Source organism: Streptomyces sp. NPDC003379, assembly GCF_053589195.1.
On sequence record NZ_JBSFRK010000027.1, the window covers coordinates 69973 to 87389 of the forward strand.

The window sequence follows — 17417 nt, forward strand, 5'->3', positions numbered from 1 at the left end:
AGGCACAACGGAGGCTCAATGGGCGGGGTCGGGCGCGATGTGCTGCGTACCGATCCGCTTGCGGAACACCCAGTACGTCCACGCCTGGTAGAGCATCACCACAGGGGCCGCGATGACCGCGCACCAGGTCATGATCTTCAGGGTGTACGGGCTGGACGAGGCATTGGTGACCGTGAGGCTCCACTCGTCGTTCAGCGACGACGGCATGACGTTCGGGAAGAGCGTCAGGAAGAGCATGGCGACGGCCGCCGCGATCGTGATGCCCGACAGCGCGAACGACCAGCCCTCGCGTCCGGCCTTGATCGCCACGATGGCACCGACCAGCGCGAGGACCGCCACGACCATGGCGACCAGGCTCTTGCCGTCACCCTTGTCCGCCTGGGTCCACACGAGGAACCCGAGCGCCAGCACGGCGGTGACGAGCCCGAGGCCGAGGGCCAGCTTCCGCGCGCGCACCCGGATGTCGCCCACCGTCTTCAGCGAGGCGAACACCGCCCCGTGGAAGGTGAACAGCGTCAGCGTGACGAGGCCGCCGAGGATCGCGTACGGGTTGAGCAGGTCCCCGAAGGAACCCACGTACTCCTTGTGCGCGTCGATCTTGACGCCGCGCGTGATGTTCGCGAAAGCCACGCCCCACATCACCGCCGGGATCAGCGAGGTCCAGAAGATCGCGTGCTCCCAGTTGGTCTGCCACCGCTCCTCGGGCCGCTTGGCGCGGTACTCGAAGGCGACACCGCGCACGATCAGGCAGATCAGGATGAGCAGCAGCGGCAGATAGAAGCCGGAGAAGAGCGTCGCGTACCACTCGGGGAAGGCGGCGAAGGTCGCGCCGCCCGCCGTGAGCAGCCATACCTCGTTGCCGTCCCAGACGGGGCCGATGGTGTTGATGAGGACCCGCTTCTCGACCCGGTTCCGGGCGAGCAGCTTGGTGAGGACGCCCACTCCGAAGTCGAAGCCCTCCAGGAAGAAGTAGCCGATCCACAGAACGGCGATCAGTACGAACCAGATGTCGTGAAGTTCCATGTCCTGAGCGCTCCTTCCTTCAGTACGAGAAGGCCATGGGCCGGTCGGCATCGGAGTCGGAGTCGGTGTCGGAGTCCGAGCCCTTGCCGGAACCCGGACCCGGACCCGGACCCGGACCCGGACCGCCGATCTTGGTGGGCGGGTTGAGATCCGCCTCGGTCAGCTCGGGCGGCCCCTGCCTGACGTACTTGAGCAGAAGCTTCACCTCGATCACGGCGAGGACCGCGTAGATGAGCGTGAACCCGATCAGCGAGGTGAGCACCTCGCCCTGCGAGACGCCGGGCGAGACCGCGTCCCTGGTGCGCAGCACTCCGTAGACCACCCAGGGCTGACGCCCCGTCTCGGTGAAGATCCAGCCCCAGGCGGTGCCGATGAGGGGGAAGATCAGCGTCCACTGCGAGAGCCGCCACCACCATGCGCCGAGCTTCGGCGCCAGCTCCCTGTTCTTGGTGATCATGAGCTTGGGCACGTCATCGGCGCCGGTGCGGTGCTCCGGAGCGAGCCAGAACTTCTTCCGCGTCAGCCACAGGCCCGCCGTGCACAGGGCCATCGAGACGCCACCGAAGCCGATCATCCAGCGGTACGACCAGTAGGCGGTGGGGATGTTGGGCCGGTAGTCGCCGGGCCCGAACTTCTCCCGCGCCTCCTTGTTGAGGTCGTTGATGCCGGGGATCTCGGCGCTGAAGTTGTTCTTGGCGAGGAAGGACAGGACTCCGGGGACCTCGATGGCGACCTTGTTGTGGCCCTCGGAGACATCGCCGTACGCGAAGATCGAGAACGGCGCGGGCTTCTCGCTGTCCCACAGCGCCTCGGCGGCCGACATCTTCATCGGCTGCTGCTCGTACATGACCTTGCCGAGGGTGTCGGCACTGACCACGGTGAGCAGGGTGCCGACGAAGGCGGTGACCAGGCCGAGCCGCATCGACATGCGCATGGTGCGGATGTGCCGCTTCTTGCGCAGGTGGAAGATGGCGATGCCGGTCATGAAGGCGCCGCCGACCAGGATGGCCGCCGAGATGACGTGGAAGAAGTTGACGAGCGCCGTCTCCTGGAAGAGCACCTTCGCGAAGTCGGTGAGCTCCGCGCGCTTGGTGCCGTCCCGCTCCACGATCTTGTAGCCGACCGGGTGCTGCATAAATGCGTTCGCGGCGATGATGAAGTACGCCGACAGGACGGTGCCGATGGAGACGATCCAGATCGTCGCGCAGTGCAGCTTCTTCGGCAGCTTGTCCCAGCCGAAGATCCACAGGCCGATGAAGGTCGACTCGAAGAAGAAGGCGATCAGGGCCTCGAAGGCCAGCGGCGCCCCGAAGACGTCACCGACGAAGCGCGAGTAGTCGGACCAGTTCATGCCGAACTGGAACTCCTGGACGATGCCGGTGACGACACCCATCGCGATGTTGATCAGGAACAGCTTTCCCCAGAACTTGGTCGCTCTGAGGTAGTGCTCCTTGCCCGTCCGCACCCACGCCGTCTCAAGGATCGCCGTCAGGGCGGCCAGAGAGATCGTCAGGGGGACGAACAGGAAGTGGTAGACGGTCGTGATGCCGAACTGCCATCGCGCCAGAGTCTCCGGCGCCAGAGCCAGGTCCACTGCGTCTCTCCTTACTCGCCGTGGTCATCGCGGCGTTTTGCCCCTGCTTGCCCCGCTGATCTCCGGAGGAACCGGGGCACGCTTGTGAACGCGTTCACATTCACAAGCATTATGTCGTACAGGCTGTCGGCCCCCGAACGGGGGGTCCCCTTTCATGAAGGAAACGCGGGAAGGCCCCGGAGACGCGCCTCCGGGGCCTTCGACACCGCTAACGGCTGACGGCTGACCGCTGGCCGTTGACCGCTGGCCCCGCTGACCGCTGGCCGCTGACCGCTGACCGCTGACCGCTGACCGCTAAAGCTCCTTGCGGAACGCCTCCGCCGCCGCCAGGAAGACATCATTGGCCTCGGTCTCCCCGATCGTGGCCCGCATCCCCTCGCCCGCGAACGGCCGGACGACCACGCCGGCCCGCTCGCACGCCGCCGCGAAGTCGGTCGCACGGTCGCCGAGCCGCAGCCACACGAAGTTCGCCTGCGTCTCGGGCACCGTCCAGCCCTGCCCGCGCAGCGCCTCGACCACCCGCGTGCGCTCGGCGACCAGCGAGCCGACGCGGCCCATCAGCTCGTCCTCGGCCCGCAGCGAAGCCACCGCGGCGTCCTGCGCGAGCTGGCTCACACCGAAGGGCACCGCCGTCTTGCGCAGCGCGGCGGCCACCGGCTCGTGGGCGACCGCGAAGCCGACACGCAGCCCGGCGAGGCCGTACGCCTTGGAGAACGTACGCAGGACGCAGACGTTCGGGCGCTCGCGGTAGATCTCGATGCCGTCCGGGACCTCGGGGTCACGGATGAACTCGCGGTACGCCTCGTCGAGCACGACCAGGACGTCGCTCGGCACGCGGTCGAGGAAGCGCTCCAGCTCGGCCCTGCGCACGGCGGTGCCGGTGGGGTTGTTGGGGTTGCAGACAAAGATGAGGCGGGTGCGGTCGGTGATGGCGTCGGCCATCGCGTCAAGGTCGTGGACCTCGCCCTCCGTCAGCGGAACCCGCACCGACGTCGCACCGCTGACCTGCGTGATGATCGGGTACGCCTCGAAGGACCGCCACGCGTAGATCACCTCGTCGCCCGGGCCCGACGTGGCCTGCACAAGCTGCTGGGCGACGCCGACCGAGCCGGTCCCGGTGGCGATGTGCGAGACGGGCACCCCGAAGCGGTCCGCCAGCTCGCTCATCAGGACCGTGCACGCCATGTCGGGGTAGCGGTTGAATGACCCGGCCGCGGCGAGCGCGCTCTCCATGACGCCGGGGAGCGGCGGGTAGGGGTTCTCGTTGGAGGACAGCTTGTAGGCCACCGGTCCGTCGGCCGCGGCGGGCTTGCCCGGCTTGTAGGTGGGGATACCCTCCAGCTCGGCGCGCAGCCTCGGGCTCGTCTCGCTCACCGCAGTCCTCCTCGTACCAGTGCCAGAACAGTTCGAATACTGCTCACCTTATGAGGATTGGGCTCCGCTGCGAATGGCCTCCGGGGATCCGCGTACGAAGGATCGGGCCGTTCGCCCCGGAATCCTCGTACGAAGGACCCGACCGCCGCCCGGTGGAGCCGCCCGCGGAGGGGGAGCGCCCGTTCTCCGCCGTGCGCCGGTGGCTCGCTCCGTGGCGCGCGTCACCCGTGAAGGTGAGTTGAGACCTCTTCGAGACCTCGCACATTTGGCAGGCCCGTACCCGACGATCAGCGGCAGCTAACGCCAAGACCCCCAAGCACCCTGGTTTTCCAAGGTCATTGGCGCACGACGGCCATGCAGAAACGTGCCTGTCAACGAGTGAATATGCGTCCGCGCTACCCACCCCGATGAGCCCTACTATCGGCTCGCCATGACAGCAGCAGGGAAGCACCAGGTGAGCCGAGCGGAGACCGCCCGCCGGGGCAACCGGCAGAGCAGAGCGGGCATCAGAGACGTCGCAGCCGCCGCCGGTGTCTCCATCACGACGGTCTCCGACGCCCTCAACGGCAAGGGACGGCTGCCCGACGCCACCCGACGCCACGTCCGAGAAGTCGCCGAGCGGCTGGGCTATCGCCCGTCCGCGGCGGCCCGAACCCTCCGTACCGGCAAGTCCGGCCTCATCGGCCTGACCGTGACGACGTACGGGGATGAACCTTTCACCTTCACCGAGTTCGCCTACTTCGCGGAGATGGCCAGAGCCGCCACCTCCGCCGCCCTCGCCCGGGGCTACGCCCTGGTGATCCTCCCCGCCACCTCGCGCCGCAGCCCGGTCGACGTGTGGTCCAACGTCGCGCTCGACGGCACCGTAGTCGTCGACCCCTCCGACCACGACCCGGTCGTGAGCGAGCTGGTCAGACAGGGCCTCCCGGTGGTCTCCGACGGCCGCCCGGCGGGCTCGCTGCCCGTCACCGCCTGGGTCGACAACGACCACGAGGCCGCGGTCCTGGAGATCCTCGACCACCTCGCGGCCGCCGGCGCCCGCCGCATCGGCCTGCTCACCGGCACCACCACCGACACCTACACCCATCTGTCCACGACCGCGTATCTGCGCTGGTGCGAGCGGATCGGCCAGGACCCGGTCTACGAGTCCTATCCGGCGCACGACCCGTGCGCGGGCGCCGTCGCCGCCGACCGGCTGCTCGCCAGGCCCGACCGCCCCGACGCCGTCTACGGCCTCTTCGACCCCAACGGCACCGACCTGCTCGCCGCCGCCCGGCGGTACGGCCTGCGCGTCCCCGACGACCTGCTGCTCGTCTGCTGCAGCGAGTCCACGGTGTACGCGACCACGGAACCGCCCATCACCACGCTCTCCCTCAAGCCGCGCCGCATCGGCACGGCCGTCGTACAGCTCCTCATCGACGCCATCGAGGGCCTCGATTCGGGCCGGCCCGTCGAGCAGGTAATACCGACCGAACTGATCGTGCGCACCTCGTCCGAGCGACGTCCGCCGCGCACGACGGTCAGCCCGCCACGCTCATCGGGTACCGGCTGATCCCGGCGATCTCGGGCAGAGGTGCCCCAACAGTCCGCCACCAGCGGGGAAACCTCTGCCCAATTCGGGAGAAAACCTCAGTGAACCGGTGCATGGGACCGATTCACCACCCCTGGTGCACCACACAGCGGGAGCCGCATTCCTATGATGGGCGGACGACACCGCGGGCCGCTGCGACCAGGCAGTCCGTTCTCGGTGCAGATGCGGCGCGATGGTGGTGGAGGGGTCGATGACTCAGGGGGCCGGTCAGGGACCCGATGTGCGGACGGCGACACTGCGCGACTTCCGCGTACCCGCGTACGTCCATGAGACGACCGGCCCCGCCGAGGTGAGCCCTCCGGCTCCCGGCGAACCGCCGGTCGACGGCTACACCCCCACCCAGCGCGACCTGCCCGTCATCAACCGCGGCGACACGGTCCAGGTGCAGGTCATGCCGGAGCCGCCGCAGCCGCGGGGGGGCGACGAGCACGGCCCGCTGTTCGTCGTCGGGGACGTCCACGGCTATCTGGACGAGCTGTTCGCGGCCCTCCAGGAGCAGGGCCTCCTGGACGCCGAGGGCAACTGGTCCGCGGGCAACGCGCGCCTGTGGTTCCTCGGCGACTTCACCGACCGCGGGCCCGACGGCATCGGTGTCATCGACCTCGTGATGCGCCTGTCCGCGGAGGCCGCGGCCGCCGGCGGCTACTGCAAGGCGCTCATGGGCAACCACGAGCTGCTCCTGCTCGGCGCCAAGCGCTTCGGCGACACCCCCGTCAACTCCGGCGCGGGCACCGCCACCTTCCAGGCCGCCTGGCTGCTCAACGGCGGCCAGAAGACCGACATGGAGCGCCTGGAGGACCACCATCTGCAGTGGATGGCCCGTCTGGACGCGATGGAGGAGGCCGACGGCCATCTCCTCGTGCACTCCGACACGACCGCCTATCTGGATTACGGCGACTCGATCGAGGCAGTGAACGACACCATCCGCGAGACCCTCACGCGCAACGACGCCGACGAGTGCTGGGACCTCTTCCGAAAGTTCACCAAGCGCTTCGCCTTCCGCGACGAGTCGGGCCCCTCGGCCGTACGGGAACTTCTGGACATGTACGGCGGCACGCGCATCGTCCACGGCCACAGCCCCATCCCCTACCTCCTCGGTGACGTCGGATCCGAGGACGAGTCGGACGGCGGCGGACCGGTCATCGAGGGTCCGCATGTCTACGCCGACGGCCTGGCCATCGCGATGGACGGCGGAGTGACCATGGCCGGAAAGCTACTGGTCCAGCAACTCCCCCTGGGTATCTGAGCGTTCTCTGGGCAGGCGCCCCTTTACAGGATCACGCTGGCCAGGGGGGCGAATTCTGGAAACCCCCTGTCAACGCGTGCCGTCACGGCTCTACCATCGGCTTATCCGTAGCAGGCTCCCCTCCGTTTCTGCCCGACGGCTCGTAGCCATGCGAGCCTTAGCCCTACGGAGCATCGGGGGATGCACATGAACAGCGCTCCACATCTGCTCAATGAGGACCGCCCCGAGTACGAGCGGATCCTCGACGAGGCGCTGCGCACCGCACCTGACCGTCCTGAACTCGCCGCAGTGGGCCAGCGGCTCAATCCCGAACAACTGCGCACCATGGCCCTGAACGCCACAGCACTGATCACGGCCGCCGCGGCGGCCGAGTACGCGCACTACGTGAAGGTTCGCGAGGAGTTGCGCGAACCTCGACCGTCCTCCACCTCGATTCGCGAAGGGAGCGGACAGAGCGCCGCGGAGTCCGGCTCCGGCGGCGTAGGTCTCGCCACGACGATGGGCGAGGTCGCCGAACCGGCGGCGGCAGCGGGAGCCGGGGCGGTCGCCGTCGTGGCGGTCCTCGCCCCCGTCCTCGCGGGTACGGCCGCCGCGATCTTCCTGCTCGTCGGCTACATCCTGAAGATGCTCAACCCCGAGCCCGCCTTCGCGGACACCCTGCTCACCGCGGGATGGCTGTTCGGCGCGCTCACCGCCGGGGGCATCCTGGTCGCCGCGGTCGGTCTCCTCCTGACGGCCCTGCGCAACGGCTCCACGTCCCTCCCGGCCGGGCTGCACGGCGAGCGGCACGAGGAGGTGTCCCGTGCCAGGGAAGCCTGGGGCCGGGCGCTCCTTGAGCGGGGCGTCGTGCCGTTCCTGCGGGAAGCCCTGATGGACCCGGGCGCGGCCCCCGCGGCCCGCAAGCGGTCGCACGGGCCCGGAGTCGGCGGTCGTATGCCGCAACTCGGCTACCACCGGCCGGGCTTCAGCAGCCCGGACGGCGGCCCCGCCGCGGGGTCACGGCCGAGCTACTCCAGCCCGGACTTCTCCAGCCCGGACTTCGGCGGGCCCGAGCACAAGCCGGAGTAGGCCCGGGTGTCCGCAGAGCTGTCGCGACACTCGACACTCTGCGGACACGCCGTTCTCGTGCCGCTCAGTCGGCGATCGGTAGATAGACCCGGTTGCCCGCCGCGGCGAACTCCTTGGACTTCTGCTCCATGCCCGCTTCGATGTCGTTCTGCTCCAGGTCACCGCCGTGCCGGCGGCGGATGTCCTGGGAGATCTTCATCGAGCAGAACTTCGGGCCGCACATCGAGCAGAAGTGCGCCGTCTTCGCGGGCTCGGCGGGCAGCGTCTCGTCGTGGTACTCCCGCGCCGTGACCGGGTCGAGGGCCAGGTTGAACTGGTCCTCCCAGCGGAACTCGAAGCGCGCGTCCGAGAGCGCGTCGTCCCAGACCTGCGCGCCGGGGTGCCCCTTGGCGAGGTCCGCCGCGTGCGCCGCGATCTTGTACGTGATGACGCCGGTCTTCACGTCGTCGCGGTTGGGCAGGCCCAGGTGCTCCTTGGGCGTGACGTAGCAGAGCATGGCCGTGCCCCACCAGCCGATCATCGCGGCGCCGATGCCGGAGGTGATGTGGTCGTATGCGGGCGCGATGTCGGTGGTCAGCGGGCCGAGCGTGTAGAACGGCGCCTCCTCGCAGATCTCCTGCTGGAGGTCGATGTTCTCCTTGATCTTGTGCATCGGGACGTGACCGGGACCCTCGATCATCGTCTGTACGTTGTGACGCTTGGCGATCGTGTTGAGTTCCCCGAGGGTGCGCAACTCCGCGAACTGCGCCTCGTCGTTGGCGTCCGCGATCGAGCCGGGCCGCAGGCCGTCGCCGAGCGAGTACGTCACGTCGTACGCGGCGAGGATCTCGCAGAGCTCCTCGAAGTGCTCGTAGAGGAAGCTCTCCTTGTGGTGCGCCAGACACCAGGCGGCCATGATCGAACCGCCGCGCGAGACGATGCCGGTCTTGCGGCGCGCGGTGAGCGGCACATACGGAAGGCGCACGCCCGCGTGCACCGTCATGTAGTCCACGCCCTGCTCGGCCTGCTCGATGACCGTGTCCTTGTAGATCTCCCAGGACAGCTCCTCGGCCTTACCGTCGACCTTCTCCAGGGCCTGGTAGAGCGGCACGGTGCCGATCGGGACGGGGGAGTTGCGCAGGACCCACTCACGGGTGGTGTGGATGTTCCGGCCGGTGGAGAGGTCCATGACCGTGTCGGCGCCCCACTGGGTCGCCCAGGTCATCTTGTCGACCTCCTCCTCGATGGAGGAAGTCACCGCGGAGTTGCCGATGTTGGCGTTCACCTTCACCAGGAACTTCTTACCGATGATCATCGGCTCGATCTCCGGGTGGTTGACGTTGGCGGGGATGACGGCGCGGCCCGCCGCGACTTCCGCCCGCACGATCTCGGGGTCCATGTTCTCGCGGATCCCGATGAACTCCATCTCGGGCGTGATCTCGCCGCGCCGGGCGTACGCGAGCTGCGTCACCGCCTGGCCCGTGCGGCCTCGGCGCGGCTGGCGGGGACGGCCGGGGAAGACCGCGTCGAGGTTCTTGAGCCCGCCGCGGGGCGAGGTGTGCTTGATGCCGTCGTCCTCGGGACGGAGCGGACGGCCCACGTACTCCTCGGTGTCGCCGCGGGCGATGATCCAGTTCTCCCGCAGCGGCGCCAGGCCGCGGCGGACGTCGGTCTCGGCCGACGGGTCGGTGTACGGGCCGGAGGTGTCGTACAGGGTGACGGCCTTGCCGTTGGTGAGGTGCACCTGGCGGACCGGCACGCGCAGGTCGGGGCGGGAGCCCTCGACGTACGCCTTGTGCCAGCCGATGGACTTCCCGGCCTCGTCGCGCTGGTTCCAGACCTGGTCGTGGCCCTGGTTCTGCGTCGAGGCAGGCGTGCGTGCGTCCGCTGTGGTCATGAGACCTACTCCCTACGCCGGCATTACCCGGTAACAGGTTCGGCGGTCGACGCAGCGAATTCCGTACGGTTCATGCACGAATCGTGCCATTTCGTACGGAGGTCAGCGCCCTCTCAGCCCGGTGCTCCGAGCTCCCGCGATTGCAAAGGTGGCTCCACGCTAGCGTCATGTCGGCCACGCTGAACAGAGGGCCCCCTCCGTTCTTGCGATGATCGGTCCGTGACCACCACACCCCCGCCCCCGCCTCCGCCCTCCCAACCGCCCCTCTCCGGCCCCCCTCCGGACGGACACGGACATGGACACGGACATGGACACGGAGACGGGCCAGGCCACGGCCACGACCCCGGACAGGAGCAGGGGCAGGGGCAGCCGCAGGCGCAGGGGCATGGGCACTCGCACAGCCACGGCCCGGCCGCGCCCGTCTCCCAGCATCTGCGCAAGGTCATCGCCGCGGTGCTGATTCCCTTCGCCACCGCGGTCGTCGTGGGGCTCATGGTGCTCTGGCCGGGTGGTACGCCCTCGCACGAGCGGACCGGCGTCGGGTTCGACCGGCAGACGCAGTCGGCGAAGGTCACGGAGGTCCAGGAGCTGCCCTGCAAGGACCTGAACCCCTCGCAGCCCCCGCCGAACGGCGACACCTCCACCGCCGAGGGCCAGTCCGCCCAGTCCCGCGCGGCCGGCACCTGCAAGAAGGCGCTGATCGAGGTGTCCACCGGCAAGGACAAGGGCCGCACGTTCACCGAGATCATCCAGCCGGACTCGCCCCGGCAACTGCGCAAGGGCCAAGAGGTGGTGGTCGCCTACGAGCCCAAGGCGCCCGAGGGGCTCCAGTACTCGGTCACCGATGTGAACCGCAAGATGCCCATGGCCCTGCTCGCCGGCATCTTCGCCCTCGCCGTCGTCGTGGTGGGCCGCCTGCGCGGCGTGATGGCCCTGGTCGCCCTCGCCATCAGCTTCCTGGTCCTCACCTTCTTCATCCTGCCGGCGATCCTGCAGGGCTCGAACCCGCTGGTCGTGGCGGTGATCGGGGCGAGCGCCATCATGCTGGTCGCGCTCTATCTCTGCCACGGACTCACGGCCCGTACGTCGGTCGCGGTGCTCGGCACTCTCATCTCCCTCCTCCTGATCGGCCTGCTCGGCTCGCTCTTCATCGGCTGGGCCGCGCTGACCGGCAACACGGATGACAACACCGGCCTCATCCACGGCCTGTATCCGTCCATCGACATGAGCGGTCTGCTGCTCGCGGGCGTCATCATCGGCTCGCTCGGCGTCCTCGACGACGTGACGGTCACCCAGACCTCGGCGGTCTGGGAACTGCACCAGGCCAACCCGACCATGGGCTGGCGCGGCCTCTACCGCGCGGGCATCCGCATCGGCCGCGACCACATCGCCTCGGTCGTCAACACCCTCGTCCTCGCCTACGCGGGCGCCGCGCTCCCGCTGCTGCTGCTCTTCTCGATCGCGCAGTCCAGCGTGGGCACGGTCGCCAACAGCGAGTTGGTCGCCGAGGAGATCGTGCGCACCCTGATCGGGTCGATCGGCCTGGTCGCCTCGGTGCCGGTGACGACCGCGCTGGCCGCCCTGGTCGTCTCCGCCGACCGTTCCTCCGGCGTAGGCGCCCCGGCCCCGGCCACCGGCACTCCCGCCCCTCGCTCCTCCCGCGGTGGTAAGGGGCGCCGACGCAAGGCCTGATCCCGGAATGCGCCCGCAGCGACCCCCGGAGTGAGCCCGTAATGGCCCTGGAGTGGCCCCCACGCGGCCAAATGCACCAATCTGCCATTGCTGTCGGCCTGTTGCCCGTCTGGTCAGCCCGCGTTCTGCCCCTCCGCCAGGATCCGGTCGAGCGCCTCGTCGAGATACGTGTCGAAGTCGGCGAGCGCCCGCTCCTGCCCCAGCGGCACCAACTTGTCCGTACGGTCCAGGAACGCGAGCAGCGGCGGAATGCCCACGCGGAACAGCGCCCGCTCCACACCGACCTGAAGCCTGATCAGAACCTCGTCGACCAGCTCCTGATCGGTGGGCTCGATGTGCACATCCCCGACCCCACACGGTCCGACCACCCCGTCGACCAGCAATTGCCTTCCGAAAGCCCAGGTCACCGGCTCATCACCAGGCAGATGGAAGGTCAGCCGCACGGCATAGGGATCATCGGTCTCATAGCGCAACTCCACCGGGATACGAAACGACAGCTCCTCAGAAACAAGGAAGCTCATCATGACCTCTGCCTGAACCGACTCGTCCATCGCGCCCTACCCCGTCACTTAGCACCCAAATGGCCAGGAACCAACTCCCTGACGCTCAAGGCATCTTGCTTAACGTGCGCATCAGATCACAAGGAGTGAGTTTTCAGATGGTGATAGAGAAGGCGAGTGTCCCTAGTAGCTTTCCGACCTCATGCTGCAATCTCTCCGCCGCGGGCAGCAACCGGTCGGCCTGACAGGCGGGTACGGAAAGGGCGAGAGTCGCCGCGGTGTCCCCTGCCAAGATCGGAATCGCGGCGCAGACCGTCCCGAGCGCGTACTCCTGACGCTCCGTGACGGGCCGCATCCGCTCCATCGCGTCGAGCCGACGCAGAAACGTGCGATCGTCACGGACCGAGTAACGCGTGATCGACTGAACCGGATAGCGGTCGAGGTGGTCCCGTCGGGCGGCATCGCCGAGTTGGGACAGCAGGCACTGGCCGATGGCGTGGGCGTGGCCCGTCTCGCGGAAATCCGCCCACTCCTCGACGGCGGGATTACCCGGGGTGTCGGAGACCGCCATGACTTCGATCTCGCCCTCGCGATAGACGGCGAAGTACACCGGCATTCCGACGGCATCACGGCAGTGCGCCAGGGCTTCGTCGATCGTGCCGCGCCGATTCTGCTGCACCCCGCTGCTGCTGAGCCGCTCCACCGCCTCGCCGAGCAGGAACACGCCCCTCTCACGGCGCAGATAGCCCTCGTGGGTCAGTGTGCGGAGCAGGTGGTACGCGGTGGGCAGCGCCAGCCTCGCCTCACGGGCCAACTGCTTGGCGGGTGCCCCGCCCTGGTGCGAGGCGGCGGCTTCCAGTAACCGCATCGCCCGCTGCACGGACCCGATGAGGGTCGGCGTGACGGTCGCGGTGCTCGGTGGCTTGACGGTCGCGGTGCTCGATGGCGTGGTGGCCGCGGTGCTCGATGGCGTGGCGTCGCCCGACGGGGCGGCATCGGCTGGTGGGGTGGGGGTGTCTACCGGTGAGGTGGAGGCGTCTACCGCGGCCAAGGTTCACTCCCGAAGCGCGTGGGGGCCACCCGTGCCCGGAAGAACACGGGAGGGCAGTGCGCCCGTACGCGGGGAACGACCCCGCGTCGGTTTTCGGACTCTAACCCTTGGCCACCGCTCTACGGCCACCTGCCGGGAAACTTCCCCCTGCCGAGGGAACCGTTTCGAAAAGTCACCACTCGGCAGTAACCGATCCGCGCTCACCAGTCAGCGTCGCCAATGATCACCAATCGGTGCGGGACGAGGACGAGCCGGATATGAACTTCCGTACGACATAGATGAGTCCACCGACCAAGGCAACGAATAGCAACGCCTTGAAGAGCAGGCCGACGACGAAACCGACAACAGTCGCTATCACGCCGCCGAACACGACCAAGGCGATGACGGGCACGGCCACCCACTTCACCCACCACGGCATTCCCGCAAAGATCTCCTTCGCTGCCATCGTCCTTACCTCTCTCCGCGCACTTCACATCGGTGCGGGTTCCTGAATGTCCGCAGGCTCCCGGCTTCTTGCATTCGATGCTATGGCGCCGAAGGGCTCTGTGGGGGCCACGCAGCCCTTGTCCTCCCCTGATCCGACCCTTAGGGAACCCCGAGGTCGCAGCCCTGATCCCGTCAGACTCCAGGGGGAGAACTCCAGGCGGTGATCAGGCCGCCCCGGCGGAGAAGAGGCAGATCAGGCCTCGGGCGGGGAGAAGACGACCAGGACCCGCAGGTCCTCGCTGATGTGGTGGAACTTGTGGGCCACGCCCGCCGGCACATAGACGACGCTGCCGCGCGCGACCTGCGTGGTCTCCATGCCGACCGTGATCGAGGCGCGGCCGCTGACGACCATGTACACCTCGTCCTGCCCGTGGGGCTGCTGCGGATCGGACTGCCCGGCGTTAAGCGCGTAGAGCCCGACCGACATGTTCCGCTCCCGCAGAAACTGCAGATACGCGCCGTCGTTCGCCGCGCGCTCGGCCTCCAGCTCGTCCAGTCGGAATGCCTTCATCGCCCTCGTACGCCCCTCGCTGATGCTCGCCGCGCGGATTTCCGCCGGTGCTCGTGACCTGACCGCTCCCGGTCCACGTCTGCCACGATCAGACACATGAAGAATTTCGTAGTCAAGACGATCGCCAACGCGGCAGCCCTGGCCGTCGCCGTGTGGCTTCTCGACAAGATCACCCTGACCGGCGACAGCACCGGCAAGAAGGTCGGCACCCTGGTCGTCGTCGCCCTGCTCTTCGGACTGGTGAACTTCCTGGTCAAGCCGGTGGTGAAGGTCCTCACCCTCCCGCTGTTCATCCTGACCCTCGGCCTGATCACTCTTGTGGTCAACGCCCTGATGCTGCTGCTCACCTCGTGGCTGGCCGACAAGCTCGACGTCAGCTTCCATGTGGAGGGCTTCTGGACCGCCGTCCTGGGCGGCTTGATCATCTCCATCGTGTCCTGGGCCATGAACGTGGCACTCCCGGACGACGAGGACTGAGCGGCATGACGGACTCCGCAGCCATAGACGGCGACAGGAAAGACGGGATCGGCGGCCCGGCTGGCTCGAACACTGACCCTGCGGGCATCGGCGACGGCACGCGGGCCGTGCGGGCCGGGCTGCCCGAGCCGGTGAAGCACGAACCCCCCCTTCCTGGCCCGGTGTTCGCCGCGCACTTCCACCTGCCCGGCGACCCCACGGGCGGTTACGCCTACGCCCGCGACGAGAATCCGACCTGGACCCACCTGGAGCGCGCCATCGGCGAGCTGGAGGCGCCGGGTGCCGGTGAGGACGTCGAGACGCTCGTCTTCGCCTCCGGCATGGCCGCGATCTCGGCGGTGCTCTTCTCACAGCTGCGCGCCGGGGACGCGGTGGTTCTGCCGGACGACGGCTATCAGGCGCTGCCCCTGGTCCGCGAGCAGCTCACGGCGTACGGCATCGAGGTGCGCACCGCCCCGACCGGCGGTGACGCCCAGCTCGACGTCCTGGACGGCGCCAAGCTGCTGTGGATCGAGACGCCGTCCAACCCCGGTCTCGACGTGTGCGACGTGCGTCGCCTCGCCGATGCGGCACGCGCGCGTGGCGCCCTGGTAGCGGTCGACAACACCCTGGCCACGCCGCTCGGCCAGCGCCCCCTTGAGCTGGGTGCCGATTTCGCGGTGGCCAGCGGCACGAAGATGCTCACCGGTCACGGCGACATCCTCCTGGGGTACGTCGCCTGCCGCGACGCCGGGCTGACCGCGTCCGTGCGGCGCTGGCGCAAGATCGTCGGAGCTGTCCCGGGACCGATGGAGGCCTGGCTCGCGCACCGCTCGCTCGCCACGCTCCAGCTGCGTGCCGACCGGCAGAACGCGACCGCCCTGGCCCTCGCCGAGGCCCTGCGCGACCGTCCCGAGGTCTCGGGGCTGCGCTACCCCGGGCTTCCCGACGACCCCTCGTACAAGATCGCCTCGCGGCAGATGCGGCGCTTCGGGTGCGTCGTTTCCTTCACGCTGCCCACCCGCGCGCGTGCCGAGCGTTTCCTGGAGGCGCTGCGTCTCGTCGACGACGCGACGAGCTTCGGCGGTGTGCGGTCCACGGCCGAGCGGCGTCGGCGCTGGGGCGGCGATGATGTCCCGGAGGGCTTCATCCGCTTCTCCGCGGGCGCCGAGGACCCCGATGACCTGGTGGCGGACGTGCTTCGCGCACTGGACGAATCGGCCGGGTGAACGCTGCCGACAGTCTTGGCCGTCGCACCGACGACACCGCCCGTAGCCCGGAACGCCATCCTGGCTACGCACAACGAACGGTCCGAGCCTCCCCCCTCGTGGCTCGGACCGTTCCGGCCCCACGCGCGCAGAACCGCGCGGACAAGGCTAGTTGACTGTGTGTCAGTGTCCAATCACAGTAGCGACAGAGACCTATCGACATATTTATAGTTGGGCGCGCCCTGAGGTCACGAAGGGAAGGGACGTCGTCATGGACCTGGCCCTGTTGCGCACCTTCGTGACGGTGCACCGGGCCGGTTCCTTCACCCGTGCCGCGGCGCTGCTCGGCCTCTCACAGCCCGCCGTCACGTCCCAGATCCGCACCCTGGAGCGGCAGCTCGGCCGCCCTCTCTTCCTGCGCCAAGCCCGTGGTGTGACGCCCACGACCATCGGCGACGAACTCGCCCACAAGGCCGCTCCGCATCTGGACGCCCTCGTGGAGATAGCCGAGACCGGGCTCGACGACGACTCGCCGGTGCGCACCCTCCACCTCGCGGGACCACCCGAGTTCACCGCGGAACGCGCCCTGCCCGCGCTCACCGCCCTGACCGGCCGGGACGGCCACAGTTACGCCCTGCGCACCTCGTTCGGCACCGCCGACGAAGTCCTGGAGGGGCTCGCGGCCGGGCACCACGAGCTGGCCATCACCACGGCCCGGCCGCGCGGCGCGCTGCTCACCGCCACACCCCTCTGCGACGAGGAGCACGTCCTGGTCGCGGGGGAGCGCTGGGCAGCCCGCATCGGCAACGGCGGACTTCGCCGGAGGGGAGCGCTGCCGCTGGAGGACCTGCCGGTGGTCGAGGTGCACGAGACGCTGCCGTTTGTCTCCCGCTACTGGGCTGCCGTCTTCGACGCCAGGCCCGCCGCCTCCGGTGCCGTCATCGTGCCGGACCTGCGCGCGGTCCTCGCGTGCGCGGCCTCGGGCGCCGGCCTCGCCGTGCTGCCCCGCTATCTTTGCGCCGACGCGTTGAAGCGCGGCGACATCGTGGCTCTGCTGGAGCCCGCGGTGCCCCCTCTGCGCACGTACTTCTTGGTGGTGCGCACCGGCACGCTCGCCATGCCCCACATCGCGCGGGCGCACGAATGGCTCCTGCGGGCCGCCGTCGACTGGGCTTGATGGCCGTCCCCACCGGTCCGCGATGTTTCACGTGGAACAGTCCGGGCCACATACCCCCCATGACCGTCCGACCCGTGGTCAAGCGCACCGCACGCGCCGTCCTGCTGGACGGAGACGACCTGATCCTGATCAAGCGGACCAAGCCCGGCGTCGATCCGTACTGGATCACTCCCGGCGGCGGCGTGGAACCGGAGGACGACACCGTCGTCGACGCGCTCCACCGCGAGGTGCACGAGGAACTCGGCGCCAAGATCGTCGATGTGGTGCCCTGCTTCGTCGACACCGTGGAGCACGTCGGCGAGGACGGCGGCGCGACCGGAGTGAAGGTGCAGCACTTCTTCGTCTGCCGCCTGGAGTCCATGGACGCCGGCCTGCGGCACGGCCCCGAGGTCGAGGAGCCGTGCGGCGAGTACGAGATCGTGCACGTGCCTTTCACCCGGGTCGGCATCGCCTCGGTCCATCTCGTACCGCTGTCGCTGCGGCACTACCTGGACGGCAACATCGAGGGCGTCCGCGCGATGCACGCGCCCGACCTGGGCTAGCCGTCCCTGGGTCTGCCGCCTC

16 protein-coding genes are annotated in these 17417 nt (G+C 68.8%); 8 read left to right on the forward strand and 8 right to left on the reverse strand.

Going from position 1 to position 17417, the window contains the following annotated elements:
* Nucleotides 1–15: 15 nt before the first annotated feature.
* The 3 genes from cydB to hisC all read right to left on the reverse strand — a co-directional run bounded on the left by cydB (nt 16) and on the right by hisC (nt 3991).
* The gene (gene cydB / locus ACWDVB_RS25400) at nt 16–1023 is read right to left on the reverse strand and encodes a cytochrome d ubiquinol oxidase subunit II (protein WP_451517044.1); all 1008 of its coding nucleotides are present in this window, start codon (nt 1021–1023) and stop codon (nt 16–18) included.
* A 19-nt stretch (nt 1024–1042) separates the two neighbouring features.
* Nucleotides 1043–2617 (reverse strand): cytochrome ubiquinol oxidase subunit I, encoded by a 1575-nt coding sequence (locus ACWDVB_RS25405; protein WP_451517043.1) that lies wholly within the window; start codon nt 2615–2617, stop codon nt 1043–1045.
* Nucleotides 2618–2911: 294 nt separating this feature from the next.
* The gene (hisC, locus tag ACWDVB_RS25410; protein ID WP_451517042.1) at nt 2912–3991 is read right to left on the reverse strand and encodes a histidinol-phosphate transaminase; all 1080 of its coding nucleotides are present in this window, start codon (nt 3989–3991) and stop codon (nt 2912–2914) included.
* A 430-nt stretch (nt 3992–4421) separates the two neighbouring features.
* Here hisC and ACWDVB_RS25415 point away from each other — a divergent pair, with 430 nt between their 5' ends.
* From ACWDVB_RS25415 to ACWDVB_RS25425, 3 genes are all read left to right on the forward strand, one after another.
* Complete coding sequence (locus tag ACWDVB_RS25415; RefSeq protein WP_451517041.1) at nt 4422–5543, forward strand: LacI family DNA-binding transcriptional regulator; 1122 nt, start codon at nt 4422–4424, stop codon at nt 5541–5543.
* Nucleotides 5544–5772: 229 nt separating this feature from the next.
* The gene (locus ACWDVB_RS25420) at nt 5773–6828 is read left to right on the forward strand and encodes a metallophosphoesterase (RefSeq protein ID WP_451517040.1); all 1056 of its coding nucleotides are present in this window, start codon (nt 5773–5775) and stop codon (nt 6826–6828) included.
* Between the two features lie 180 nt (nt 6829–7008).
* Nucleotides 7009–7896 (forward strand): hypothetical protein, encoded by an 888-nt coding sequence (locus ACWDVB_RS25425; protein ID WP_451517039.1) that lies wholly within the window; start codon nt 7009–7011, stop codon nt 7894–7896.
* 64 nt (nt 7897–7960) lie between these two features.
* Here the strand turns inward: ACWDVB_RS25425 and thiC are convergent, their stop codons facing one another.
* Nucleotides 7961–9772, reverse strand: a complete 1812-nt coding sequence (gene thiC, locus ACWDVB_RS25430) for a phosphomethylpyrimidine synthase ThiC (protein ID WP_451517038.1) — start codon at nt 9770–9772, stop codon at nt 7961–7963.
* A 219-nt stretch (nt 9773–9991) separates the two neighbouring features.
* On the opposite strand from thiC, the gene ACWDVB_RS25435 reads away from it, so the two are divergent.
* Nucleotides 9992–11464 carry a YibE/F family protein gene (locus tag ACWDVB_RS25435; RefSeq protein ID WP_451517037.1) on the forward strand — a complete coding sequence of 491 codons (1473 nt, stop codon included), beginning with the start codon at nt 9992–9994 and terminating at the stop codon, nt 11462–11464.
* A gap of 113 nt (nt 11465–11577) precedes the next feature.
* Here the strand turns inward: ACWDVB_RS25435 and ACWDVB_RS25440 are convergent, their stop codons facing one another.
* The 4 genes from ACWDVB_RS25440 to ACWDVB_RS25455 all read right to left on the reverse strand — a co-directional run bounded on the left by ACWDVB_RS25440 (nt 11578) and on the right by ACWDVB_RS25455 (nt 14012).
* The gene (locus ACWDVB_RS25440; RefSeq protein WP_451517036.1) at nt 11578–12015 is read right to left on the reverse strand and encodes an SsgA family sporulation/cell division regulator; all 438 of its coding nucleotides are present in this window, start codon (nt 12013–12015) and stop codon (nt 11578–11580) included.
* Nucleotides 12016–12118: 103 nt separating this feature from the next.
* Entirely contained in the window at nt 12119–12844 is a 726-nt protein-coding gene (locus ACWDVB_RS25445; protein ID WP_451517105.1) for an IclR family transcriptional regulator, read from the reverse strand.
* 394 nt (nt 12845–13238) lie between these two features.
* Nucleotides 13239–13460 (reverse strand): DUF5326 family protein, encoded by a 222-nt coding sequence (locus ACWDVB_RS25450; RefSeq protein WP_392140964.1) that lies wholly within the window; start codon nt 13458–13460, stop codon nt 13239–13241.
* A gap of 234 nt (nt 13461–13694) precedes the next feature.
* Nucleotides 13695–14012 carry a cupin domain-containing protein gene (locus ACWDVB_RS25455; RefSeq protein ID WP_451517035.1) on the reverse strand — a complete coding sequence of 106 codons (318 nt, stop codon included), beginning with the start codon at nt 14010–14012 and terminating at the stop codon, nt 13695–13697.
* A 96-nt stretch (nt 14013–14108) separates the two neighbouring features.
* On the opposite strand from ACWDVB_RS25455, the gene ACWDVB_RS25460 reads away from it, so the two are divergent.
* From ACWDVB_RS25460 to ACWDVB_RS25475, 4 genes are all read left to right on the forward strand, one after another.
* The gene (locus ACWDVB_RS25460) at nt 14109–14489 is read left to right on the forward strand and encodes a phage holin family protein (RefSeq protein ID WP_451517034.1); all 381 of its coding nucleotides are present in this window, start codon (nt 14109–14111) and stop codon (nt 14487–14489) included.
* Nucleotides 14490–14494: 5 nt separating this feature from the next.
* The gene (locus ACWDVB_RS25465) at nt 14495–15697 is read left to right on the forward strand and encodes a cystathionine gamma-lyase (RefSeq protein WP_451517033.1); all 1203 of its coding nucleotides are present in this window, start codon (nt 14495–14497) and stop codon (nt 15695–15697) included.
* A gap of 250 nt (nt 15698–15947) precedes the next feature.
* Nucleotides 15948–16853 (forward strand): LysR family transcriptional regulator, encoded by a 906-nt coding sequence (locus ACWDVB_RS25470; RefSeq protein ID WP_451517032.1) that lies wholly within the window; start codon nt 15948–15950, stop codon nt 16851–16853.
* A 59-nt stretch (nt 16854–16912) separates the two neighbouring features.
* Nucleotides 16913–17395 (forward strand): NUDIX domain-containing protein, encoded by a 483-nt coding sequence (locus tag ACWDVB_RS25475; protein WP_451517031.1) that lies wholly within the window; start codon nt 16913–16915, stop codon nt 17393–17395.
* The last annotated feature ends 22 nt before the right edge of the window (nt 17396–17417 follow it).